This window comes from Campylobacter sp. GB48 (assembly GCF_049221845.1).
Classification (GTDB): Bacteria; Campylobacterota; Campylobacteria; order Campylobacterales; family Campylobacteraceae; genus Campylobacter_D; species Campylobacter_D lari_C.
Map to the genome: position 1 here is coordinate 34,772 of NZ_JBMJAR010000002.1, position 23,277 is coordinate 58,048.

Consider the following 23,277-nt stretch of genomic DNA (forward strand, 5'->3'; position numbering starts at 1 on the left):
TTAATGAAAGAATGGTAGATATAAGAAAGCATTAATCACTAAGGCATTTACTATATCTATGAAAAACGCACCTACTAAAGGCACAATAATAAATGCCATATGACTCATGCCATAGTGATTTGTTACAGTTTGCATATTTACCATAGCTGTTGGAGTAGCACCTAAACCAAAACCACAATGACCTGCTGCTAAAACCGCTGCATCATAGTCTTTTCCACATACCCTAAAGGTTACAAATATAGCAAAAGCAGCCATCATAGCAACTTGTACTACTAAAATTACCAACATCGGTAGAGCAAGGGTAACTAGATCCCAAAGATTAATAGTCATTAACGCTAAAGCCAAGAATAAAGACAAGCTTACATTACCTAAAACTGATACTTCTCTATCAAACACATGGTGAATTTTTGTAGCTGATAAAACATTTCTTAAAACAACACCCACAAAAAGACAATACACAAAAGTTGGTAAAGTAAAACCTGTATTTGTTTTAATATAAGTAGATAAAGCACTACCTATTAATAAACACAAAGCAATCAATGCTAAAGACTCTATAAAAGAAGAAGGGGTGATCAATCTTTCTTTTTCTGGAGATTGGAAATTTAAAATTGCATCTTTATCATCATTTTGTTTTGGAACCACTAATTTATGCTTATTAACCAAATATCTTGCAACAGGACCACCTATGATACCACCTGAAATAAGTCCAAAAGTCGCACAAGCAATCGCAACAGTAGTTGCACTAGAATACAAATAAGGCTCTTTAATAAATTCAGCCGCCCAAGCTGCACCTGTACCATGACCACCACTCATTGTAACAGAACCTGCTATAAGTCCCATTAGTGGATTTTGCCCCATAGCAGTTGCCACACCTATACCAACTATATTTTGCGCAAAGAGTAAAGCTACAACTACTACCAAGAAAACTGCTAATTTTCTACCACCTTTTTTTAATGAAGCAAAATCAGCTAACAAACCAATACTTGAGAAAAATGCAAGCATTAGCGGATCTTTCATAGATTCATCAAATTTAATGTCTAGTGAAAAAGAACTATGTAAGATTAAAAGAATAATCGCAGCTATTCCACCACCAACAACTGGTTCAGGGATATTATAATCACGAAGAAATTTTACCCTTTTAATGACAAAAACGCCTAAAAGCAGCACTATAACCATAGTAACTAGCGTTGCATAAAAATCAAATTTCATACCTCTCCTTTGTTTGATTTACTTATCAATTGTAATCTAAATGACTTTAAAAACAACGCAAATAAACACTACTCTTTACTAAAATATTACAAAATGAAACATTTTTAAGTCTATTTTACTCTGAAATCAATACTATATTATGATATAAATTAACATTTTTAAGCAAAGATAGTTTCGCTCTACTAAGTTCTTGAAGTGAATTAATAAGCAAAGCATCCGCATCAAGATAATCTTTTAGCTCATTACGCCCTAATTCATATTTTTCAAAATATAATTGTGTAATTTTTGCTTGATTAGTATTAATGTCTTTTACTAAATTTAACAAATCATTGTAGTATTTATCGTTTTCATAACAAAGTTTAAACTCATGAATGGCTCTTTGCAATGCATCTTTATACTCATATAAGCGTGCTTGGTATGCAAATTCAGAAATTTTTACATTTTGTCTTACTCTATAAAAGTCCAAAAATGGTAAGTCAATAACAACATTTCCACCTAAGATTAAAAATTTAAAACTCTCATCAAAATTTTTATCACTCCCATCTAAATTTCCTAATATTTTTATACTAGGTAAAATGCTTTTTTGTACACTTACATAATCCTTATAAGAAGCCATAAGTTGATTTAGTTTTGCTTGAACTTGTGGTCTATAAGCAAGCATTTTTAACTCTATATCAAAATTAATTTTTTGCAATGAAAAATCTTCAAGGGTATAATTTAGCATTTTATTAATCAAACGCTCATCATCTTTACCTAGTAAATCTTTTATATTTTTAAGTGTTAAGTCTTTATTTTGCAAATTTGTGATGATATTTTGTTTAGTATTTAATAAAGACTTTTTGATATTTAAAAGATCAATATACTCAACCTTGCCATAATCAAATTTAGTAGTATAAATTTCTAGCATTTGCTCAAGATTTTTTAAATGATTGTTTAGTAAGCGATCTACATCGTTAAAATAAATCAATTCAAAAATACTATTAATTGCTAAATTAATCGTATCAAGCTCCAAAGAGCGCAACTCATATTCGCTTGCTTTTGCTAAAAATTCAGAACTAGCAACTTGATCTGAAATTTTGCCATATATATCAAGCTCATAATTTAACATAATACCATTTGAAAAGCTATGCATTTCTGTACCATTGTTTAAATTTTTTCTTATATTAGCACCTAAATTTCCACTCAAAGTAGGATAAAGATCTAAATTTAAAAGCTTATATCTAGCTAAAGTGCTTAAAAAATTAATTCTTGCTACATTTAAATCTTTGTTATTATCAATAATAGCTTTTAAGATATTATTTAAATCTTGATTATTATATTTTTCCCACCAAGCCTTGCTTGCATTAAAATCTTCAAAATATTCTTTTTTTATTTGCTCTTGAGACACTTGCTCTAATTTTACTCCTACGCAAGCATTTAAAAAAAAGGCTATAAAAAATAATAAAAATATTCTCATCTCATTCCTTTGATAAAGCACTAATAGGATTTAAATTTGCTGCATTTTTTGCTGGGAAAAATCCAAAAACCACTCCGATTAAAACTGAACTTAAAAGCCCTAAAAATACTGAATTTAATGAAAGTATCATCGTAAAACCAAAATTTAAAGAATTAAATACTTCAATGATAATAAAAGAAAGCATTACTCCAAAAATAGCTCCTAAAGAACAAATCAACACAGCTTCAATTAAAAACTGCATCAAAATATCTTCTTTTCTAGCTCCAATAGCCATTCTAACTCCAATTTCCCTTGTACGCTCACTTACTGAAACAAGCATGATATTCATCACACCAATACCACCTACTATTAAAGACACTACCGCGATAGAAGAAATAAGTAAAGTTAAAGTAGCAGTATTTTCCTCAATAGCATTTTTAATTGCATCAGAATTTATAGTGAAAAAATCTTTTTTTCCGCGTTTAATCTCTAAAATTTTTACCATAGCCTCTTCAGCTAAAGCAGGATTTACCTCATCTTTTACCTTAGTTACTATAGCTCTTATTTGCTTATCTCCTGTGATTTTATTCATCAAAGTAGAATAAGGAGTATAAATTTTAATGGTATTTTCATCAGCCCTAAAGCCTTTATTATCTCTTTCTTTTTTTAAAACTCCAACTATGGTTAAAGGCTGTTTGTTAAAAATCACACTTTTACCTAAAACATCTTTAGCACTGATATTATCAAATAAAATTCTCAAAGCATTTTCATCTATAATGCAAATATTAGTATTATCTTTTATATCCTCATTATTAATAAACCTACCATCTACCATCACAAAACCTCTAAGTCTTAGATGATTTGGCCCTACTCCATAAATTCTAGCCTGCAAAGAATTATTCTTATAAGTTACAACCCCTACTTTACCCACATCTGCTTCTACTGCTTCTAAATAAGGCAAAGAACTTAAGGTTTTTAAATCACTTAAATTAAGCCTTGTTCTACCTGATCGAATATCCCCCAAGCCTCGCCCTGAAACAACTTCTATGGTATTAGTCCCAATAGAGCTAATAGAAGCAAGTATATTTTGTTGAGCTCCAAGCCCTAAAGCAACCACGCAAACTACTGAAGCTATGCCTATGATAATACCAAGCATAGTAAGCAAAGAACGTAGCTTGTGTGCTACAATGGAAGCTATGGACATTTTCAAACTTTCAAAAAGCTGATTTTTAAGCAAATTAAAGCTTTTTTTCTCTTTTGGCATTAACTTAGCTTTTATTTCATCTGCTTTTTTTGCACCATTATCACTTATAATCTTACCATCTTTAATTTCTATAACTCTTTTTGCTCTAGCAGCTATTTCCCTATCATGAGTGACTAAAACTACGGTGTGTCCTTGCTCATTTAGTTTATTTAAAATTTCTAAAACTATCTTACCGCTTTTAGAATCAAGCGCACCTGTTGGCTCATCTGCTAAAATAAGCTCACCACCATTCATCAAAGCCCTTGCTATGGAAACTCTTTGTTGTTGTCCCCCGCTTAGCTCATTTGGCTTTGATAATTCTTTATGATCAAGCTCTAAAAAAGAAAGTAATTCTTTAGCCTTTTGCGATCTTTCATGTTTGTTTTTACCTGCATAAACAGCAGGCAAGGCTACATTATCTTTAGCATTTAAAAGACTAAGTAAATTATATCTTTGAAAAATAAAACCAATTTTTTCACGTCTTATCCTTGCTTTTTCATCTTTGCTTAAATTAGTTACTTCATATGCATCTAAAAAATATTTTCCACTACTTGGTTCATCAAGTGTTCCTATAATATTTAAAAGAGAGGTTTTTCCACTACCTGATTGCCCTATAATAGCTACAAATTCTCCCTTTTGAATATAAAGATTCATATTTTCTAAAATAGTTGTATTATTAATCTTTTTTTGTATATTTTCTAAGCGTATCATTTTTTATTTTTACCTATGATAACTAAATCACCCTCATTAATACCATCTAAAATTTGAGTATTTAAACTATCTTTAATACCTAATTTAACAGGTGTTTTTACACTTATATTATTTGCTTTTAAAATTTCTACATAATAACCTTTTGTATCGCTTTTTATAGCCAAAGTTGGTATAACTAAGGTATTATTTTCTGTTTTAATAGCAATTTCATTTTCTGTACTCATACCTATGCGTAAAAAATTATTATCATTTTTTACAAAAACCCTTGCATAATAATACACAGCACTAGCGCTAGTACTTGAGTTTGAGTTTAAATTTGTATTACTTGTTGCATCACTTATGGTAGTATTTGCTGGATCTATACTTGAAATAATTGCTTCGTATTTTTTATCAGGCTCATTTAAAATGCTAAATTTAACCTTTTTTCCAACACTGATTTTATTAATATCAGCTTCAGCTATTTGCATACGAATTTCCATTTCACTTAAATCAGCCAAACGCACTATACTTGGTGTATTTTGGTTTGCATTTACAGTTTGACCTTCTTCAACCGCTACATTAATAATCTCACCCTTACTAGGTGCGGTTATAGTAGTATAAGCTAAATCTTTTTGAGCATTTTTTAAAGAGATTTCAAGTTGAGTAGTTTGAGCTTTTAAATCAGCCACATTTGCTCTTAGAGCATAAAAAGTATTTTTAAGATTTTCAAGATTTTCTAAGGAAGTAGCCTTTTTAGCATAAAGCTTTTGCTCTCTTTGGTATTGTTTAGTAGCTATATCAAGAGCGATTTTTTTACTTTCTAAATTTGCCTTTGCGCTTTCAAGCTGAGCTTTGGTAATATCTAAATCATTTTGTTGCTTATCTTTATCAATTTGTGCGATTAAATCACCCTCATTAACATGATCACCTAATTTTACATAAAGTTTAGTAATTTGCCCACTAACTTGCGCACCAACATCAACTTGTGTTTTTGCATAAACTTCGCCTATTGCTTCTATACTTTGAGTAATATCTTGTTTTTTAACTTCATAAGTTAGATAATTATATTCTTCCTTATTTGCAAAAAAGAAAAAATACACCCCTATAATGAGTATAATCAAAAATATGCTTAAATAAATTATTTTTTTCATTTTAATCCTTTAAAAATCATATAATAAAACATTTGTATGAAGTAAAAATAAAATTGTAACAATAAAATATAATTTTAACAATTTTAAAGCTTATAAGATATAAGATAAATCAAAAAAAGGAAAAATAATGCAAGATTATTTAAATTTAATGCAAAATCGTTCTTCTATTAGAGCTTACACCCAAGAAAAAATTTCTAAAGAGAATTTAGAATATATCTTAGAATGTGCTAGATTATCTCCTAGCTCCTTAGGACTTGAACCTTGGAAATTCTTAGTTTTTCAAAAAGATGAACATAAAAAAGAAATTGCTAAAATAGCTAATAATCAAAGCCATGTAGCAAATTGTGCTGCTATTATAGTTGTAATTTCAAGGGCTGATTTTAAAGATTATTTTGAAGAAAAACTAAAAAAGAGAGGTTTAAACCAAGAAGAATTAAACAAACGCTTGCAAACTTATAAGCCATTTTTAGATGCAATGGATTTAGAACAAAGTTTTATTTATGCTAAAGAACAAAGCTATCTTGCTATTGCAAATATTATCAATGCTGCTTATAGTTTAAATTTAGGCTCATGTATTATCGGTGGTTTTGATAAAGATAAAATCAATCGATATTTAAATTTAGACACCACTAAACAAAGAGTATCCATGCTCATTACTTTAGGACATACCCAAGAAAATATTAGCGCAGAAAAAGTTCGTTTTGCATTTAATGAAGTGGTAAAATTTAAAGATTAATCAATTATCAAAACTTCATTTAAATTTTATATAATAAAATAATATTTTTAAAATAAAATGGAGTTTTTAATGCAAGGAAATTTTTTAAAAATTTTTGGCGTATTGCCATTTTTAGCAGTAGCCTTTATTAATGCTTTTGTGGATTTAGGACACAAAATCATTATACAAAACACTATCTATAAATTTTACGAAGATAGCACCCAGCTTTTTCTAACTGCTATTGTTAATGCTTTAATGCTTTTACCTTTTATCCTTATGCTTTCACCTTCTGGATTTTTAGCAGATAAATTTCCTAAAAATAAAATCATGAAAATATCTGCATTATTTTCAGTAATATTAACTTGTATTATTTGTTTGTGTTATTATCTTGGAGCATTTTGGCTTGCTTTTGTAATGACTTTTATCATGGGAGTACAATCTGCCTTATACTCTCCTGCAAAATATGGTTTTATAAAAGAATTAGTAGGAAAAGAGCTTTTAGCTATGGGAAATGGAGCTGTAAACGCAGTAAGTATTGTTGCTATTTTAGCGGGTATGGCGGTATTTTCTCTAAGCTTTGAAATGCTTTTTGATCCAAATTTTAACACTCCTTCAGATATTTTAATACAAATTGCACCTTTAGGTTTTGTATTAATAGCTTTTGCTTTATTAGAACTTTTTTTAGCTTATAAACTTCCTTGTTTAAAAGAAGAAGATAAAAGTTTAAGTTTTGATAAAAAACAATATTTCCAAGGAAAGCTTTTAGCCTCTAATTTAAAAACAATATTTTCTCATAAAATCATTTGGCTTTGCATTGTAGGAATTTCACTTTTTTGGGCCATATCACAACTTTACTTAGTAAGTTTTCCTGTATATGCAAAAAATGATCTTTTCATAGAAAATACCTTTTATGTACAATGCTCTTTAGCTTTTTCTGGTATAGGAGTGATTATAGGATCGCTTATTAGTGGTAAGTTTTCTAAAAATTACATCGAATTAGGTCTTATACCACTAGGTGCTTTAGGGATTTTTCTAATGAGCATTTTAATGCCGTTTTTAGAAAACTTACTAAGCTATAGTGTGGTGTTTTTTATTTTTGGTTTAAGCGGAGCATTTTTTATCATACCTTTAAATTCTCTCATACAATTTCATGCAAAAGAAAATGAACTAGGAAAAGTCTTAGCAGGAAATAATTTCATACAAAATATTTTTATGTTAGGCTTTTTAGCACTAGCTACTTTTGCTGCTTATGCTGAATTTGAAGTGATAAATTTGTTTTATTTTATCATCGCTGTAGCATTTTTTGGAAGCATTTATGTACTAAGTAAACTACCTTTTTCTTTAGTGCGTTTATTAATGAGCATAGCGTTTTTTCAACGCTATCGTTTATTAGTAGAAGGTTTTGAGAATATTCCTGAGAAAGGTGGAGCATTATTACTTGGTAATCATATATCTTTTATAGATTGGGCTATTGTACAAATGGCTATACCAAGAAAAATTTATTTTGTTATGGAAAAAAGCATTTATTCTAAGTGGTATATTAAAATTTTTCTTGATAAATTTGGAGTTATTCCTGTTTCAAGTGCTTCTAGTAAATCAAGCTTAGAGCTTATTGCTATGCATATTAAAAACGGAAATTTAGTTTGCCTTTTCCCAGAAGGAGTACTTTCACGCCATGGGCAGCTTAATGAATTTAAAGGCGGATTTGAGTTAGTTTGCTCAAAATTAGAAGAACAAGATGGAGTGATTTTGCCTTTTTATATTAGAGGACTTTGGGGAAGTGCTTTTTCAAGAAGCGATGAAGAATTTTCAGCAAGAAACCGCAAAATAAGCAAAAGAAAAATCGCTATTGCTTTTGGAAAAAGCTTGCCAATACACACTAAAAAAGAAGTGGTTAAAACAAAAGTTTTTGAACTTTCTTTTATTGCTTGGAAATCTCAATGTGAAAGTATGCATACTATAGCTAGAGCTTGGATAGATAGCGCTAAAAGAAATTTAAGTCAAATAGCTATTGTTGATCCTTTAATAGGTGGTATTACCTATAGAAAAATGCTTGCTTTAAGCTTGGTTTTTAGCTCTTTCATAAAAAATAAATCGCGTGAGTTAAATATACAACCTACCCAAGGAAGTTATGCTCCAAAAGAAGAATGTGTGGGAATTTTACTCCCTGCTTCTATGGTTAGCTCTCTTTGCAATCTAGCTGTATTACTTGCAAATAAAATCGTGGTAAATTTAAACTTCACAGCAGGTGTAAAAGCGATTAATCAAGCCATTCAAAGTTCTCAAATTCAACAAATTTATACTTCTAGAAAATTTATGGAAAAATTAGAAAATAAAGGTATAAAACTAGAATTTAAAGAGCATGTTAGAATTATTTTCATGGAAGATGTTATCACAAGCTTTAAAAAACAAAAACTCAAAATCTTTACTATGCTTGCTTTAGTAAGTACTTTACCTACTTGTTTAATAAAAGCATTATTTGCACCTAACAAACAAAACCTTGCCATAGCTGCTATATTATTTAGTAGTGGTAGCGAGGGAACACCTAAAGGAGTAATGCTAAATAATCGTAATATCTTAAGTAATATAGCTCAAATTTCAGATGTATTATGTGCAAAAAATGAAGATGTTGTCTTATCCTCTTTACCACCTTTTCATGCTTTTGGATTAACTGTAACTACTTTTATGCCTTTATTAGAAGGGATTAAAAGCATAACACATGCTGATCCAACTGATGCGCTAGGTGTAGCAAAAGCTATAGTAAAAAATAATGTTAGTATTATGTGTGCTACTTCAACTTTTCTAGGTATTTATGCAAGAAATAAAAAACTTGATGCGATTATGTTTGAAAGCTTAAGGATTATCGTCTCAGGTGCTGAAAAACTCAAAAGCGAAGTAAGAACTGCCTTTGAAATGAAATTTAAAAAACCTATTTTTGAAGGCTATGGAGCCACTGAAACCACTCCGGTTGCAAGTGTAAACTTACCAAATAAATTTGATCCTGACTATTGGATTTTACATCGTGCAAATAAAGAAGGTAGCGTAGGTATGCCTTTACCAGGAAGCGCTATACGCATAGTAGATCCATCTACTTATGAAAGTTTAAATCATGGAGAAGATGGATTAATACTCATTGGTGGCCATCAGGTTATGGTGGGTTATTTAAACAATAAAGAAAAAACCGATGAAGTTATCAAAGAAATCGATGGTATACGCTGGTATAATACCGGCGATAAAGGCCATGTAGATGAGGATGGCTTTTTATATATAGTAGATCGTTATTCTCGTTTTGCAAAAATTGGTGGCGAGATGATATCTTTAGGAGCTTTAGAAGAAGAAATTGCTAAATTTATCAATACAGATATAGTAAAATTTTGCGCAGTTGCGCTAGATGATGATAAAAAAGGTGAAATGGTATGCTTATTGGTAGAATGTCAAGAGCAAGACTTTGATGGAATTTGCGAAGCGATTAAAAACTCTACTATGCCTGCTATTTTTAAACCAAGTAAATATTTTAAAGTAGAACAAATTCCACTTTTAGGCTCTGGTAAAGTAGATTTAAAAGGCGCTAAAGATTTAGCTAAAATCTTACAATAAAATTAATTCCCAAAGTAATTTTACTTTGGGAAATTTTACAAACTATTTCTTTTAGTTTTATAATCATATTTTTTATCAAAAACAAGCTTATCATTTTCTTTGACTGCTATTTTTCCTTTAATATAAAAATACTCCAAATCACTAGTTTGTGTTAAGATTATATCAGCCTCTATCATACAACCCTCGCGTCCTATTTGCATTGTTTGAGTAATAGTATACTCTGCGCTTAATGGGTTTTCATTTTGAAGTTTTAATTCTCTTTTTAAATTGTGCTTTACTAAAACATCAACCTCATCAAATCTATAAACACCTTCTCCAAAAACTCCACCAACACCATCTGTAATACAAGTCCAAGTATCGTTTAAAATATCATAAGAAATGCTTCTGTCTACCCTACCTTCTTCTAAAAGTGTTATTGGAGTTAAAGGAGCACTTTGTGGTTGCATATTGATTTTATCGCTATCTTGACCACTAAAACATGGTAAATTAAATTCACACTCATTTAAATCTAAAGTTAATGTTGAAATTTTTGGCATAGGCCAAAACATAGGCCAAAAAGAATTTGCTAATGATAATCTTATCTTAGAACCCTTAGCAAATCTATATCCACAAGCATCAAGTTTGATTTGCTTTTGGATAAATTCATCTTTTTTTAAAGGTATAAATTGCTCTTTATCATCACTTAATGCAAGATTGATCACTCCATAACTTACTCTTTTTACAAAACCATCAGCTCTAACTTCACTAAGCTGAGCAAAGAGCATAGCTTTTTCTTGATCACTTACAATTTTTACATTTAAAACTGGAAAACCCAAAATATCTAAATCTTGTTCTAAAAAATCACTTTCAAAAACAACCGCCATCCCATCATCTAGCCTTTGGTCACTAGGACTTTCTCCTAAAACACCAGCCCCCATCCATTCTCCGGATAAAAGCCCATGATTTAGCGGAGTGTTGATTTTGATAAATTCACTTGATTTTTTGCATGTTAGTTTATACGGATTTAAATAGTATTTTTTATAGCTAATATCATTTTTAAAATCATTTAAAGTAACAAAACGACCTTCTACTTTATCTGTTTTTGAATTTGGCTTAGAACTATTTTCAATATATGCTTGTATCATAGGAGCTTCAAGCACATCATTTTCTTCATTTTTAAGCCATTTGTCCCACCATTTAAGTGCTTCTTGTAAAAAGCCCATTGCAGGTAAAGGAGATCCATCATGAGGATAAACATGAGCCCAAGGGCCAACGATAGCTTTTTTTGGAACTTTCAAAGCATTCATTAGAGTAAAAACAGGATTAGTATAAGAATCAGCCCACCCATCTAATGCAAAAACAGGAACTTGTATATCATCATAATTTTCTCCAACAGATCCGTGCTTCCAATAATCATCTTTTAAAGTATGCTCAAGCCATAATATAGGCCATAAAGGCATATTCTCAAGCCTATTGAGCCATTTATTTCTACCATTTGGATCAATTTTTGGATCAACAAAACGTGATTGATATGCAAGCATGATATTACCCCACCAAAAATTATCATTAAGCAAACATCCACCTTTATAATGAATATCTTCATTAAATCTATCATCAGTAAAACCTACTACTATAATAGCTTTTAAATTTTTAGGTTTTCTTGCTGCAACTTGTAAAGAATTAAATCCACCCCAAGATTTACCCATCATACCAATATTTCCATTGCACCATTCTTGCTTTGCTATCCACTCAATAACTTCTAATGCATCATCTTGTTCTTGTTTTAAATATTCATCTTCTAATAAACCATCAGATTCCCCACTTCCTCTAATATCAACCCTAACAACCGCATAGCCATTACCGCTAAAATATCCATGCATAGGCTCATCTCTACCTCTTGTTCCATCATTTTTTCTATAAGGAATGTATTCTAATATAGCAGGAACTTTTTCTTCAACCTGAGGAAGCCAAATTCGTGATGAAAGCTTGGTGCCATCTTTTAAAACTATCCATTCATTTTCTATCACTTTAACCTTGTTTTTAAAATCAAGAATAATTTCTTTCATTTCATCTCCTTTTTATTGTATTTTTTAATCCAAATCAAACAAAACATTACACCCAAAATAGCCATAGCTATCATAATAGTAAAATATATATGAAAACCTTTTACACCTGGATATCTATCTAATAAATCTCCAGCAAGCAAAGGTGCAAAAACCTCAGGTAAATATCCAAAAGTAGATACAATACCTATGGCCATACCTGCTAAATGAATAGGAATTTTTCCCTCACTAAGTAAAGAGTAATAAATTCCAAAATTAGAATACATAGCTACATAAATTACCACACAAGCAGAAGTTAAAACACTCATTTGCAAAAATCCATTTAATTTTGAACTAAGCATTAAAAAAATAACACCAATTCCCATTAAAATAAAGCCTATCATCATTATTTTAGCCTTTCCATATCTATCTGCTATAAACCCACCTACCACAGAAGAAACAGGACGAATGTATTGAGCTAATACTGTTAAAATAGCTGCAAAAACAGCAGAAGCTCCTATTACATTACTTGCATAAGGAGTAAAATAATAAAAGCTCATATTAAAAAAATAGGTACAAAAAGTAATAGCAACCACAAGCCAAAGAGCAGAATTTTTTAAAAGAAAAACTAAATCTTTGATTTTAATCTTCTCACTTTGTTCATTAACCTCATCTTTTAAAAGAAAAAATAATAAAACAGCACTTGCAATAGGAGCTATAGAATAAAAAATAATAACCATTTCTATACCTTGTGCGGCTAAAGCTTTTGTTTGAAAATATCCAAAAATACTTGTAGCTATAGCCAAATGTGCAGCACCAACAATACCTCTACCACCTTCAAAAATTCCATAAGCTTTTGCTTGCTCTTTAGAATTTGCCAAGCTTCTTACTATTTTCATCAAAGAAGGCCAAAAAGTTAATAATGAAGTAATCCCCCAAATTCCATAAATAATCAAAAGTGCATTTAAAGAAGTAAAATATAAGTGCAACAAACCACCAAGCCCTGTAGCAATTAAAGAAAAAATCAATAATTTTTTTGGCGCAAAACGATCTGCTAAATACCCTCCTAAGGCATAAGAAAACAAACCAAGCAATCCATAAGCACTACCCAAAAGCCCCATTTCAAAATTATTTAAATGATAAAAACTCATATAATCATCATAATAATATTTTCTAAAATAAGGCAAACCATAAATAATAGATCCACAAAAAGATAACAGTAAAAGTGTAAAAAAGTTATTTTTTAAACTTTGCTTTTCATTTTGATACATTAATCAACCTCCTTTTTTATACTATATATGATTTTTTTATTTTTTTATTCAAAAATAAATATTTTTAGACAAAAAATAAAAATTGATATATTTTTTACACATTTAAGATATTTTTTAGAAAAAATTATTAGTCAAATAAAATATAATTACGATAAAAATTCTATGAAATATAAAAATTATCCATAATTTTTATATTTCGTTATCATTTTTTTGATACATTTACACATTAAAAATATTAAAAAGGGAAATAATGAAAATTTTTGATATGGTAGTTATTGGTGCTGGTCCTGCAGGTATTGCAGCAGGAATAGAAGCTAAAATAAAAAATAAAGAAGTTGTTGTTTTAGAAAAAGCTGATGCGATTTGTCAAACCTTAGTAAAATTTTATAAAGAAGGCAAAAGAGTAGACAAAGCTTATAAAGGTTGTGATAGCACAAATCACGGACATATAAATTTTGAAGATGGAACTAGAGAAAGCACGATAGAAACTTTCCAAAATGCCATTAAAGAGCATAATCTTGAAGTAAAGCTTTCTAGTGAAGTTGAAAGTGTTAAAAAAGATGGAGAAAATTTCATCGTTAGCACTGCAAATGAAAATTATATTTGCAAAAATGCAGTTATTGCCATAGGTAGAATGGGTAAACCAAATAAACCAAGCTATACTTTACCTATAACTTTAACAAAAATCATCAATTTTAATGCAAATTCAGCAAGCCAAGGTGAAAAAATCTTAGTTGTAGGTGGTGGAAATTCAGCAGCAGAATACGCTATAGATTTAGCTAAAAATAACGATGTGACGCTTTGCTATAGAAGAGAAACTTTCTCAAGATTAAACGATATTAATCTAGAAGATATTCAAAAAGCTTTTGAACAAGGTAGTGTAAAAGCAAAACTTGGCATAGATATAACTAGTATTGAAGATGAAGGCGGTAAAGCTAAAGTAAATTTCACTAATAACACAAATGAAATTTATGATCGTATTATTTATGCTATTGGGGGTTCAACTCCACTTGATTTCTTACAAAAATGCTCTATAGAAGTTGATGAAAAAGGCGTGCCAAGCTTTGATGAAAATAAAGAAAGTAATGTAAAAGGATTATTTGTAGCAGGCGATATAGCGAGTAAAAACGGAGCTTCTATTGTAGTAGGTTTAAATGATTCATTTAAAATCTGCGATCATCTTTATAAATGCTAAAACTCTTTCAATATTCAAAAGGCTATCGCTATAATAACGATAGTCTTTTACTTTTTGACTTTTTATCTAAATATAATTTAAAAGGAAATATCCTTGACATAGGATGTGGTTGTGGAATTTTAGGACTTTTGATAAAGCAAAAATTTCCAAATTCAAAAGTTTATCTACTAGATATCCAAGAGCAAAATATCAAACTAAGTTATAAAAATGCCAAAGAAAATAAACTTGAAATTCAAGGCATTTGTGAAGACTTTTTAAACTATAAAAGTGATATAAAATTTGATTTTTTGATCTCTAATCCTCCATTTTATAAAAAAAATACACAAAAAAGCCAGGATTTGCATTTATGTATATCAAGATATCAAGAATTTATGCCACTTGAGAAGATGCTTGCTAAAATAAATACTTTAATCAAACCAAATGGTAGTTTTTTTATGTGTTATGAGGCAAGTTTTATAGATGAAATTTGCGCTTATTTAAAACAATTTAAATTAAAACTAGTTTCACTTCAATGTGTTCATACTAATGCACAAACTAACGCAAGACTTGTTTTAATGCATATTAAAAAAAATAGCAAAAGTCCTTGCGCGATAATGCCTACACTTTTTATGTATGAAAATGATGTTTTAAATCCAAAAATTAGTGAAATTTATGAAAATACAGAAACTATAAGCTATGATGTGTGAAAAAGGTTTTGATTATTCTTTTGATGAAAGTGCTTGTGAAAAATGCGGCGGGAAGTGTTGCACTGGAGAAAGTGGGTATATCTATGCTAGCAAAGAAGAACTAGAAGCTATTGCTAGTTTTTTAAATTTAAGCTTTGAAGCCTTTAAAGAGCAATACCTCATCAAAGTTGGGTTTAAATATAGCTTTAAAGAAGCAAAGTATGAAAATGGCTATCGTTGTATTTTTTTTGATACAATGTATAAAAAATGTTTAATTTACAAGCATAGACCAAAACAATGTAGAACTTTTCCATTTTGGGAGTATTTTAAAACACACAAAGAGGAGTTAAAAAAAGAATGTATAGGGGTTTGCTTTCACTAATTATAGTTTTTATCTTAACAAGCCTTGCTTTAGCTAAAGGTGAAGATAAAATCCTACAAGCACTTATTTATGAAGAGCATGGACAATTTCAAAAAGCATGTGATATTTATACAAATTTATTTCATGAAAATAATGAAAGTATTTATTTGCAAAAGGCTTTACTTTTAGCTTTAAGTGCTAATTTAAAACAAAAAAATGAGCTTTTAAAAGCTTCTAAAGACTTTTTAGAACACACAGCTATTGCAAGATTAAATGCTTTATATTTTTTTGAAATAGGAGATTATAAACAAGCTGAAGCTATACTTTATAAACTCATTAAAGAAGAACAAGATTATAGAAATTATGAAATATTAGGCGATATTTTTGCTAAAAAAGCTTTATATACTAAAGCTTTAGAGCAATACAATCTTGCTTATAAGCTTTTTGAACATGAAAATTTATTACTTAAAATAGTTGAAGTTAATATCAAAAATAAAAATATCAACCAAGCTAAAAAGACCTTAGAAGAATTTGTAAAAAACTCACACTGTACCCTTAAAACATGCACCCTACTTTTAAAAATTTATCAAGAACAAAAAGATTATAAAGCAAGCATCCAAACCCTTGAAAAGCTATATAAACTCAACAATGATATTAAATACATCTACGCTATGATAGAATTACTAGTACAAGAAAAAAATTATACTCAGGCTCTAAATTTAACCCAAAAATATAACATAGATCCTGATACTAAAATTTTCTTATACACACAAACAAAAGATTATGAAAAAGCTTATGAAATAGCTTTAAAACATTATGAACTTAGCAAAGATAAAAAATATCTTTCTATGGCAGGTGTTTTAGAATTTGAAATTCATATGGATCCTAAAAGTAAAAAAGTCACGGACCCAAAAATTCTAGCCTCTATCATGAAAAAATTTGAACAAAGCGTAGATGTGCGCAGTGATGCTTTATATCAAAACTACTATGGCTATGCTTTAATTGAATATGATATTGATATAGCCAAAGGTATAGAGCTAGTAGGCTGGGCGCTTGAACAAGAACCACAAAATCTTTATTATCTTGATTCTTTAGCTTGGGGGTATTATAAACTTAAAGATTGCAAAAAGGCTTATGAAATTTTGCAAAAAACACTGCATGATAAAGAATTTTCAAGCTCAGATGAAAGCAAAGAGCATTTAAAGGCCATCGAAAAATGTTTAAAACAATAGATTTAAAAAATCATTTTTCAAAAACACAAAAAATTCTTGAAAATAAAAAAGAAATTTTTCCTTATGATATGTTAGGCAGAAGTCTAGCTTCTAATGCTTTTTATCCTAAAGATATTTATACACTTTTACTTGAAGGAAAACTTTCACATTTTTTATATTCTAAAGATTTAAATTTTAATCATGAAAATTTCGATGCCATCATCTTACCAACAAGCCCTTTGCTTAATCAAGACATACAAAATTTAAGTCTTTTTAGACGCTATCATGAAAAACCTATTGTGCAATTTGATTTTATTTTTGATGAATATCAAATTTTAGAAAGCTTAGTATATGGGGCTGATGCGTTTATTGTATTTCCTAAAATGCTAAAAACCATGCAACTAAAAAAACTCTATAATTTTGCAATACATCTTGGTTTAGAGGCCATTTTTTACCTTGAAAGCAAAAGCGATCTTAATAATGCTATTTTAGCTGGAGCTAGAATTTTTTTGCTAGAAGATGAAAAGCTATTACCTTTGATACCAAAAAATAAAGCTCTTATAAGTAAAAATATTAAAAATCTACATGCTTGCATAAAGGAGAGTTGATGGAGTATTTATACGCACCTTGGAGGGATGTTTATTTTAACAATAAAGATAAAAATTTTTGCCCTTTTTGTCATTGTAAGCATGAACTTAATGAAGATGAAAAACTTGGGGTGATTTTTAGAGCTAAAGAATGTTTTGGCATTATGAATAAATACCCTTATAGTCCGGGTCATTTTATGATTATCCCTTATGAGCATTTAGAAAATATAGAAGATTTAAGTGATGATACATGGCTAGAAATTAGCCATTTTGTACGTATTGGAGTTAAAATTTTAAAAGAAAACTTTCATGCTAAGGGTGTTAATATAGGTATGAATTTAGGCAGCGCAGCAGGAGCTGGCATAGCACCACATTGTCATTATCATTTAATCCCAAGATGGCAAGGGGATACAAATTTTATCACTACCATAGGACAAACTAGAGTTTACGGGAGTGATTTAGAAAAAGTTTATACCACCTTATGCAAAGCTTTTAAAGACTATGTATAAAGAAGTTGATTTTGAAAATTTTTTAAAATTTAATTTTGATCTTTTAATTGATGCAAGAAGCCCCAAAGAATACAAACTTGCTCATATAAAATCTGCGCAAAATTACTACGCACTCAATGATAATGAATTTGAAGAAATAGGCACACTTTACAAGAAAAACAAAGGCTTAGCTAAAGCAAAAGGTGCAAGTTATATTTGTAAAAATATGAGCGAGCATATTAATAAACTTTATCAAGATTATAAAATAGGCTCTTTGGTGGGAATTTATTGCGCAAGAGGTGGTAAAAGATCAAAAGCTATTGCTTTAATCTTAGCTGAACTTGGTTATAGGGTTGTAAGATTAGAAGGTGGATATAAAGCTTATAGAAGCTACGTGAGTGAGTTTTTTAGAAAAGATTTAAATATTGAGTTTTTATGTCTTTGTGGCAATACAGCAAGTGGCAAAAGTGATTTAATCCAAACTTTAGATAATGCCTTAAATTTAGAAAAAATAGCCAACCACCAAGGATCAAGTTTTGGTAAAATTTATGGAGAACAACCAAGCCAAAAAGCCTTTGAAGATGAATTGTTTTATTTTTTAAAAGATTATACCTATAAAACTTGTTTTATAGAAGCTGAAAGCAGACAAATTGGAAATTTAACTATTCCTTTAAATTTATACAATAGCATGCAAAAAGCTAAGAAAATTTGGTGTGAGTGTGATATGAATTTACGCATTCAAAGAGTTTTAAAAAACTATACTCCAATGGATAAAAAAGTATTTTATCAAAGTGTTGATAAAATCTCACCCTATATCAGTAAAGATTTCAAAATGAAACTTTGTCAAAAATATGAAGAAAACAATTTAGAACTTTGTGTAAAAATGCTTTTTGAATACTATGATAAAGTATACAAAAAACCTGTAAAAATTGATTATTTTATCAATAGTTCTAATTTAGATGAAGCTAAAAAACATCTTATGAGTTTAAACTCATAAGATTGTATTTACAAAGATAATAAAAATAATACTTGAAAGAATTCCAGCAACTGGTAAGGTAATCACCCATGCTAAACCAATAGGCTTCATCATAGCCCATTTAGCATCTTTATTAAATACCCCTATACCTAAAATAGCACCGATTAAAATATGGGTTGAGCTAACTGGAATTCCAAGTTGGGTAGCTAAAAGTATAACAATACTTGCACCAAGTTCAGCACTAAAGCCTGTTGTTGGTTTAATTTCAGCAAGTTTTGAACCCACAGTTTGAATAACTTCTTTACCTAAAAACCAAAGCCCAATAACTAAAGCTATACCAAACATAAGCATTACAGCAAAAGGCACTGGTGAGCTAGGATTAATGGTGTTGTTTTTAAGTACATCTAAAATAGCAGCAAATGGTCCAAGAGCATTAGCTATATCATTAGCTCCATGTGAAAAAGCAAAACTTGAAGCAGTAAAAATTTGAAACCACGAAAAAATCTTTTCTATGGTCTTATTAACCTGCGTTTTTTTCATCAACCTCACGACTGCTAAAGTAACAATATAAGCAAAAATAGAAATGATCGAAACTATCCATAAATTTTGCATTACATCTAAAGTAGAAACATTATTTAAACCCTTAAATAAAAACATAGAAGCAATAGTCAATGCACCTACACCTGCTATTAAAGGAACATGAAATTTCATTCTTGAGAAAACATCTATGTTTTTTTCTTTTTCTTTTAATTCTTTGATTTTTAACTTATATTCACTTCTTTTTTCATCATCATCTAAAACAATAGCACTAAGTTCTTTGATTTGCTCTTCTTGGCTTTTGTTTTTTAAATTTTTAAAATATTCTTCTTTAAAAGCCTTTTTTTCTTTTTTGATTTCTTTTACTACAAGAGTTATTTCTTCTGATGGCTTTAGGATTTTTTTATAAATATAAGCATAAATTAAATACGCCACAAGCCCGCCAAGCAAAGGCGAAATAACCCAACTCATAGCTATTTTATAAATACCATTCCAATTTACCATAGATAATGCTTGATCTTGATCAAAAAATACAAAGCCCATAGCAATACTTGAACCTACAATACCTCCTATAATACTATGAGTGGTAGAAACTGGAAGTCCTTTTTTAGTCGCCACAAAAAGCCAAATTCCTGAACTTAATAAAGCTGAGAGCATTACGCATACAAATACCATGGGATTAACTCCATCAGGTAAAACTACTATACCACTTCTTATAGTATTTGTTACCTCTCCTCCTGCAAATACAGCCCCGCTTAATTCAAATACCGCTGCAATAATCAAAGCTTGTTTTATAGTAACTGTTTTAGCACCCACGCTAGTACCAAATGAATTTGCAACATCATTGCCACCGACATTAAAGGCCATGAAAATACCAAATACACTAGCAAGGATAAATAATATCATGGAATTATTAGGAATATAATTATACCCCCAAACAAAAAAGCATAAAACACTCACAATAAAAATAAAAAATGCAATAGCATTATCTTTACTCAAGCATTCTCCTTAAGAATTTATTTTAATGAATTAATTTTAGTAACTTTTACTTAGTTTTTTCTTTGATTTTTAAAAATTGCAAAGCAGATTTTACTGCTTGCATATAACTTTGTAAATTAATTTTTTCATTTTTATAAGCCCTATCATAAGCTGTACCATGATCAACGCTAGTGCGAATTATAGGTAAATTTAAACTTACATTAATACTTTTTTCAAAATACAAAGCCTTTAAAGGTGCTAAGCCTACATCATGGTACATACTCACTAAATACTTACATTTACTTAATGCAAAAGGAGTAAAAGCACTATCAGCCACCAAAGGCTCACTTAAATAAATATTTTCCTTATAAGAAAGTTCTTTTTCTTTTTGACTTAAAAAATCTTCATTTTCTAAATTTTGTAAATTTAACGTGTAATCTTTTAAAAATACATTTGCCATTCTTATAGCTTTTTTTATTTCCTGCTCTTCTTCTCCACCTATTACGCCATTATCACTTGCATGAGGGTTAAAACTTAAAACTCCAATTTTCTCAAATAAAGTACATTGATAAAAATTAATTAAAAATTGCGCAAGCTCAAAAGCCTTAATCTCTTTATAAACATCTCTTAAAGCCATATGCTCAGTATATAAAGCCACAAAAAGCTCATCACACCCTAGCATCATAATAGCATCTTGTTTGAAAAAATCTCTTAGTGCCTCAGTGTGACCTTTATAGCTCACTCCCCCCATTTGCCAAGTCTTTTTATTAATCGGTAAAGTTACCAAAGCATCTAAAAACAAATGCGCACAATAACTAGCTCCTTCAAAACTTAAAAAAGAATAAACCCCACTTTTAGCGTCTAAATTCGCAGGATTTAACTCAAAATCAAAATCAATAATTTTACTAGCTTGATATGAAAACTCATAAATTAAAAAATTTTCTTTTTCTTCTTTAAAGACAAAATGTGGTTTTGAAGCATTAGAAATTTCAACTAAATTGATTTTAGATTTAGGATTTATTTTCAAAAGTTTATTTGCTTTTTGAAATAATTCATAATGCACAAAATAATAAGGCTCGCAAATTTTTACTAGCTCATCATGACAAGCTAATAAAATTTGCATACCTATGCCATTTAAATCCCCTATGCTAATAGCAATTTTTTTCATCTTTTAATCAAAGCTTTCATTTGCAATATAGCTTTTTCTAAGCCTACAAAAACCGATCTTGCTACTATACTTTGTCCTATATTTAACTCTTCTATTTCTAAAATATCTACAATATTTTTTACATTTTTATAATTAAGCCCATGTCCAGCTGCTACTCTTAAATTTAAACTCTTAGCTAAACTTGCACTTTGTCTTAATCTTTGGAGTTCATTTTCTAAAAGCTTTTTAAGCTCATTCTTACTTAAAATTAATTCAGGCAATGCATAAGAAGTTTGATTAATATTAGTATATAGTGCATTATAAATATTAGCATACAAGCCTGTATGAAGCTCTATAAAATCAGTATTTAAAGAAGATGATTTTTTAATATCTTCTAAATTTGGATCAATAAATAAAGAAACTTCGATTTGCTCTTGCTTTAAAGCATTAATAACTTCTTGTAGTTTTTCATTATCTAAATTTAAACCACCTTCTGTTGTAAGCTCTTGTCTTTTTTCAGGTACTAAAGTAACGCGTGAGGGCTTGTATTTTAAAGCATATTCTATCATATCAATAGAGCATTCTAAATTCACTACACATTTGCAATATTTTAAGATATTTTCTAAATCAAACTCATTAGCATGGCGACGATCTTCTCTCACATGGATAGTGATTTGATCAGCTAAATTTGCACTCAAAAACGCAGCTTCAAGCAAATCAGGATCATTTACTTTTCTAGCTTCTCTTAAAACTGCTATATGATCGATATTAACCCCTAAAAGCATAAGTTTTCCTTATAAGTTTTTTGCTATTATACTTTAAATTTTTTAAGGAGAGCTAGTGCTAGGTATTGATATGGGTTCAAATACATTAAGAGCTGTTTTAATGGATGAGAATTTTAATAAATTAAAAAGCGAAGAATTTATCATAGGGGCAGCTAAAAATATGCAAAATGATATCATTAGTGATGAAGCCATAGAAAGAATTTTTAGCGCTTTAAAAATCTTAAAAGAAAAAAATTATGACTTAAGTCAAGCCAAAGCAGTCGCCACAGCTGCTTTTAGAAAAGCAAAAAATACTGAGTTTATTTTTGAAAAAATTCAAAAAGAATTTAAACTTGATGTAAAATTAATCGATGCAAAAACCGAAGCAAAACTAAGTATTTTAGGTATGCAAGAGCGTCTTAAAGCTCTTAAGCTTTTTAGAAAAGACCTAAACTATTGTGATTTAGGCGGTGCTTCTTGTGAAATTTCAAATGATAAGTTTAGTAAAAGTTATGATTTTGGAATTATTAGTTTTTATGAAAGAATGCATTTTAAAGCTATAAAACCAAGTGCTTATGTAAAATTTTTTAAAAAATATCCACAAAATCTTGCGCGTATTAAAGATGAAAAATTAAAAATTCATCTAAGCCCCTATCCTACGCATTTAAAACAACTTGCCTTAAAAGCTTTTGATCTTAGTAAAGATATAAAATTAAAAGGAAAATTTTTCATACTAAATTCAGGAGTACCTACCACACTTTGTGCTTATAAACAAAACATAAAATACAAAGATTACCTAGAAGAAAGTGTAAATGGTAAAATATTCAAACGCAAAGATTTTTTTGATTTTGCATTAAAAATTTGGAATTTAGAACAAGAAAAAGCTAAAATTTATCTTGGAGAAAATAGAAAAAAATACCTCATAGCAGGCTCAATGATACTTTTTGCTTTATTTAATAAGCAAAAGCTCATTGTGATTGATGATGGTGTTAGAGAAGGTGTATGTATAGCACATTTTAAAAATATCAAATTTTAA

Annotated in this window: 19 protein-coding genes; 10 read left to right on the forward strand and 9 right to left on the reverse strand. The window is 29.4% G+C overall.

Translation table 11 applies throughout. The features are described from left to right. The 4 genes from gltS to ACOTVC_RS01570 all read right to left on the reverse strand — a co-directional run bounded on the left by gltS (window position 1) and on the right by ACOTVC_RS01570 (window position 5,728). On the reverse strand, window positions 1-1,209 hold the full coding sequence (gene gltS / locus ACOTVC_RS01555) for a sodium/glutamate symporter (RefSeq protein ID WP_039641630.1): 1,209 nt from the start codon (window positions 1,207-1,209) through the stop codon (window positions 1-3). A 115-nt stretch (window positions 1,210-1,324) separates the two neighbouring features. Continuing rightward, complete coding sequence (locus ACOTVC_RS01560) at window positions 1,325-2,665, reverse strand: TolC family protein (protein WP_421627517.1); 1,341 nt, start codon at window positions 2,663-2,665, stop codon at window positions 1,325-1,327. Between the two features lies 1 nt (window position 2,666). Next, window positions 2,667-4,598, reverse strand: coding sequence for an ABC transporter permease (locus ACOTVC_RS01565; protein ID WP_421627518.1), 1,932 nt, complete (start codon window positions 4,596-4,598; stop codon window positions 2,667-2,669). Then, a complete protein-coding gene (locus tag ACOTVC_RS01570) occupies window positions 4,595-5,728 on the reverse strand; it encodes an efflux RND transporter periplasmic adaptor subunit (protein WP_421627520.1) in 1,134 nt (377 codons plus the stop codon). Before ACOTVC_RS01570 ends, ACOTVC_RS01565 begins: the two co-directional genes overlap by 4 nt. A 127-nt stretch (window positions 5,729-5,855) precedes the next feature. Between ACOTVC_RS01570 and ACOTVC_RS01575 the strand changes: the two genes are divergently transcribed. Next, a complete protein-coding gene (locus tag ACOTVC_RS01575; RefSeq protein ID WP_421627522.1) occupies window positions 5,856-6,464 on the forward strand; it encodes an NAD(P)H-dependent oxidoreductase in 609 nt (202 codons plus the stop codon). Window positions 6,465-6,533: 69 nt separating this feature from the next. Continuing rightward, window positions 6,534-10,040: an acyl-[ACP]--phospholipid O-acyltransferase gene (locus tag ACOTVC_RS01580; protein ID WP_421627523.1), complete on the forward strand. Its 3,507-nt coding sequence runs from the start codon at window positions 6,534-6,536 to the stop codon at window positions 10,038-10,040. Window positions 10,041-10,075: 35 nt separating this feature from the next. On the opposite strand, the gene ACOTVC_RS01585 is transcribed toward ACOTVC_RS01580, so the two are convergent. Then, window positions 10,076-12,085, reverse strand: coding sequence for a CocE/NonD family hydrolase (locus ACOTVC_RS01585; RefSeq protein ID WP_421627525.1), 2,010 nt, complete (start codon window positions 12,083-12,085; stop codon window positions 10,076-10,078). Then, on the reverse strand, window positions 12,082-13,332 hold the full coding sequence (locus tag ACOTVC_RS01590) for an MFS transporter (RefSeq protein WP_421627527.1): 1,251 nt from the start codon (window positions 13,330-13,332) through the stop codon (window positions 12,082-12,084). Before ACOTVC_RS01590 ends, ACOTVC_RS01585 begins: the two co-directional genes overlap by 4 nt. A gap of 250 nt (window positions 13,333-13,582) precedes the next feature. Between ACOTVC_RS01590 and ACOTVC_RS01595 the strand changes: the two genes are divergently transcribed. Genes ACOTVC_RS01595 through mnmH form a run of 7 tightly spaced genes read left to right on the forward strand, consistent with a single transcriptional unit; the run spans window position 13,583 to window position 18,836 of the window. After that, window positions 13,583-14,527, forward strand: a complete 945-nt coding sequence (locus tag ACOTVC_RS01595) for an NAD(P)-binding domain-containing protein (RefSeq protein WP_087685051.1) — start codon at window positions 13,583-13,585, stop codon at window positions 14,525-14,527. Further along, window positions 14,521-15,213: a tRNA1(Val) (adenine(37)-N6)-methyltransferase gene (locus ACOTVC_RS01600; protein ID WP_421627529.1), complete on the forward strand. Its 693-nt coding sequence runs from the start codon at window positions 14,521-14,523 to the stop codon at window positions 15,211-15,213. The genes ACOTVC_RS01595 and ACOTVC_RS01600 overlap by 7 nt, the downstream gene beginning before the upstream one ends. Next, entirely contained in the window at window positions 15,203-15,574 is a 372-nt protein-coding gene (locus tag ACOTVC_RS01605; protein ID WP_039626360.1) for a YkgJ family cysteine cluster protein, read from the forward strand. The genes ACOTVC_RS01600 and ACOTVC_RS01605 overlap by 11 nt, the downstream gene beginning before the upstream one ends. Continuing rightward, window positions 15,550-16,785, forward strand: a complete 1,236-nt coding sequence (locus tag ACOTVC_RS01610; protein WP_039618474.1) for a tetratricopeptide repeat protein — start codon at window positions 15,550-15,552, stop codon at window positions 16,783-16,785. Before ACOTVC_RS01605 ends, ACOTVC_RS01610 begins: the two co-directional genes overlap by 25 nt. Further along, window positions 16,770-17,372: a hypothetical protein gene (locus ACOTVC_RS01615; protein WP_052243101.1), complete on the forward strand. Its 603-nt coding sequence runs from the start codon at window positions 16,770-16,772 to the stop codon at window positions 17,370-17,372. Before ACOTVC_RS01610 ends, ACOTVC_RS01615 begins: the two co-directional genes overlap by 16 nt. Then, on the forward strand, window positions 17,372-17,860 hold the full coding sequence (locus ACOTVC_RS01620; protein ID WP_087685049.1) for an HIT family protein: 489 nt from the start codon (window positions 17,372-17,374) through the stop codon (window positions 17,858-17,860). Before ACOTVC_RS01615 ends, ACOTVC_RS01620 begins: the two co-directional genes overlap by 1 nt. After that, a complete protein-coding gene (gene mnmH / locus ACOTVC_RS01625) occupies window positions 17,853-18,836 on the forward strand; it encodes a tRNA 2-selenouridine(34) synthase MnmH (RefSeq protein ID WP_421627532.1) in 984 nt (327 codons plus the stop codon). The genes ACOTVC_RS01620 and mnmH overlap by 8 nt, the downstream gene beginning before the upstream one ends. On the opposite strand, the gene ACOTVC_RS01630 is transcribed toward mnmH, so the two are convergent. From ACOTVC_RS01630 to ACOTVC_RS01640, 3 genes are read right to left on the reverse strand one after another with little or no spacing between them, the layout of a single operon-like run. After that, entirely contained in the window at window positions 18,831-20,351 is a 1,521-nt protein-coding gene (locus ACOTVC_RS01630) for an inorganic phosphate transporter (RefSeq protein ID WP_214116478.1), read from the reverse strand. The two genes, mnmH and ACOTVC_RS01630, sit on opposite strands and share 6 nt — an antisense overlap. Before the next feature lie 46 nt (window positions 20,352-20,397). Further along, window positions 20,398-21,498, reverse strand: coding sequence for a 4-hydroxythreonine-4-phosphate dehydrogenase (gene pdxA, locus ACOTVC_RS01635; RefSeq protein WP_421627533.1), 1,101 nt, complete (start codon window positions 21,496-21,498; stop codon window positions 20,398-20,400). Then, window positions 21,495-22,262 (reverse strand): pyridoxine 5'-phosphate synthase, encoded by a 768-nt coding sequence (locus ACOTVC_RS01640; RefSeq protein WP_214116481.1) that lies wholly within the window; start codon window positions 22,260-22,262, stop codon window positions 21,495-21,497. Before ACOTVC_RS01640 ends, pdxA begins: the two co-directional genes overlap by 4 nt. Window positions 22,263-22,317: 55 nt before the next feature. Between ACOTVC_RS01640 and ACOTVC_RS01645 the strand changes: the two genes are divergently transcribed. Next, complete coding sequence (locus tag ACOTVC_RS01645; RefSeq protein ID WP_421627535.1) at window positions 22,318-23,277, forward strand: Ppx/GppA family phosphatase; 960 nt, start codon at window positions 22,318-22,320, stop codon at window positions 23,275-23,277.

Coding starts and splice junctions, on each gene's coding strand:
- ACOTVC_RS01585 (WP_421627525.1), bottom strand. CDS start 12,085: ATGAAAGAAATTATTCTTGATTTTAAAAACAAGGTTAAAGTGATAGAA.
- ACOTVC_RS01600 (WP_421627529.1), top strand. CDS start 14,521: ATGCTAAAACTCTTTCAATATTCAAAAGGCTATCGCTATAATAACGAT.
- ACOTVC_RS01575 (WP_421627522.1), top strand. CDS start 5,856: ATGCAAGATTATTTAAATTTAATGCAAAATCGTTCTTCTATTAGAGCT.
- ACOTVC_RS01590 (WP_421627527.1), bottom strand. CDS start 13,332: ATGTATCAAAATGAAAAGCAAAGTTTAAAAAATAACTTTTTTACACTT.
- gltS (WP_039641630.1), bottom strand. CDS start 1,209: ATGAAATTTGATTTTTATGCAACGCTAGTTACTATGGTTATAGTGCTG.
- ACOTVC_RS01620 (WP_087685049.1), top strand. CDS start 17,372: ATGGAGTATTTATACGCACCTTGGAGGGATGTTTATTTTAACAATAAA.
- ACOTVC_RS01595 (WP_087685051.1), top strand. CDS start 13,583: ATGAAAATTTTTGATATGGTAGTTATTGGTGCTGGTCCTGCAGGTATT.
- ACOTVC_RS01610 (WP_039618474.1), top strand. CDS start 15,550: ATGTATAGGGGTTTGCTTTCACTAATTATAGTTTTTATCTTAACAAGC.
- pdxA (WP_421627533.1), bottom strand. CDS start 21,498: ATGAAAAAAATTGCTATTAGCATAGGGGATTTAAATGGCATAGGTATG.
- ACOTVC_RS01580 (WP_421627523.1), top strand. CDS start 6,534: ATGCAAGGAAATTTTTTAAAAATTTTTGGCGTATTGCCATTTTTAGCA.
- ACOTVC_RS01615 (WP_052243101.1), top strand. CDS start 16,770: ATGTTTAAAACAATAGATTTAAAAAATCATTTTTCAAAAACACAAAAA.
- ACOTVC_RS01570 (WP_421627520.1), bottom strand. CDS start 5,728: ATGAAAAAAATAATTTATTTAAGCATATTTTTGATTATACTCATTATA.
- ACOTVC_RS01605 (WP_039626360.1), top strand. CDS start 15,203: ATGATGTGTGAAAAAGGTTTTGATTATTCTTTTGATGAAAGTGCTTGT.
- ACOTVC_RS01640 (WP_214116481.1), bottom strand. CDS start 22,262: ATGCTTTTAGGGGTTAATATCGATCATATAGCAGTTTTAAGAGAAGCT.
- ACOTVC_RS01565 (WP_421627518.1), bottom strand. CDS start 4,598: ATGATACGCTTAGAAAATATACAAAAAAAGATTAATAATACAACTATT.
- mnmH (WP_421627532.1), top strand. CDS start 17,853: ATGTATAAAGAAGTTGATTTTGAAAATTTTTTAAAATTTAATTTTGAT.
- ACOTVC_RS01560 (WP_421627517.1), bottom strand. CDS start 2,665: ATGAGAATATTTTTATTATTTTTTATAGCCTTTTTTTTAAATGCTTGC.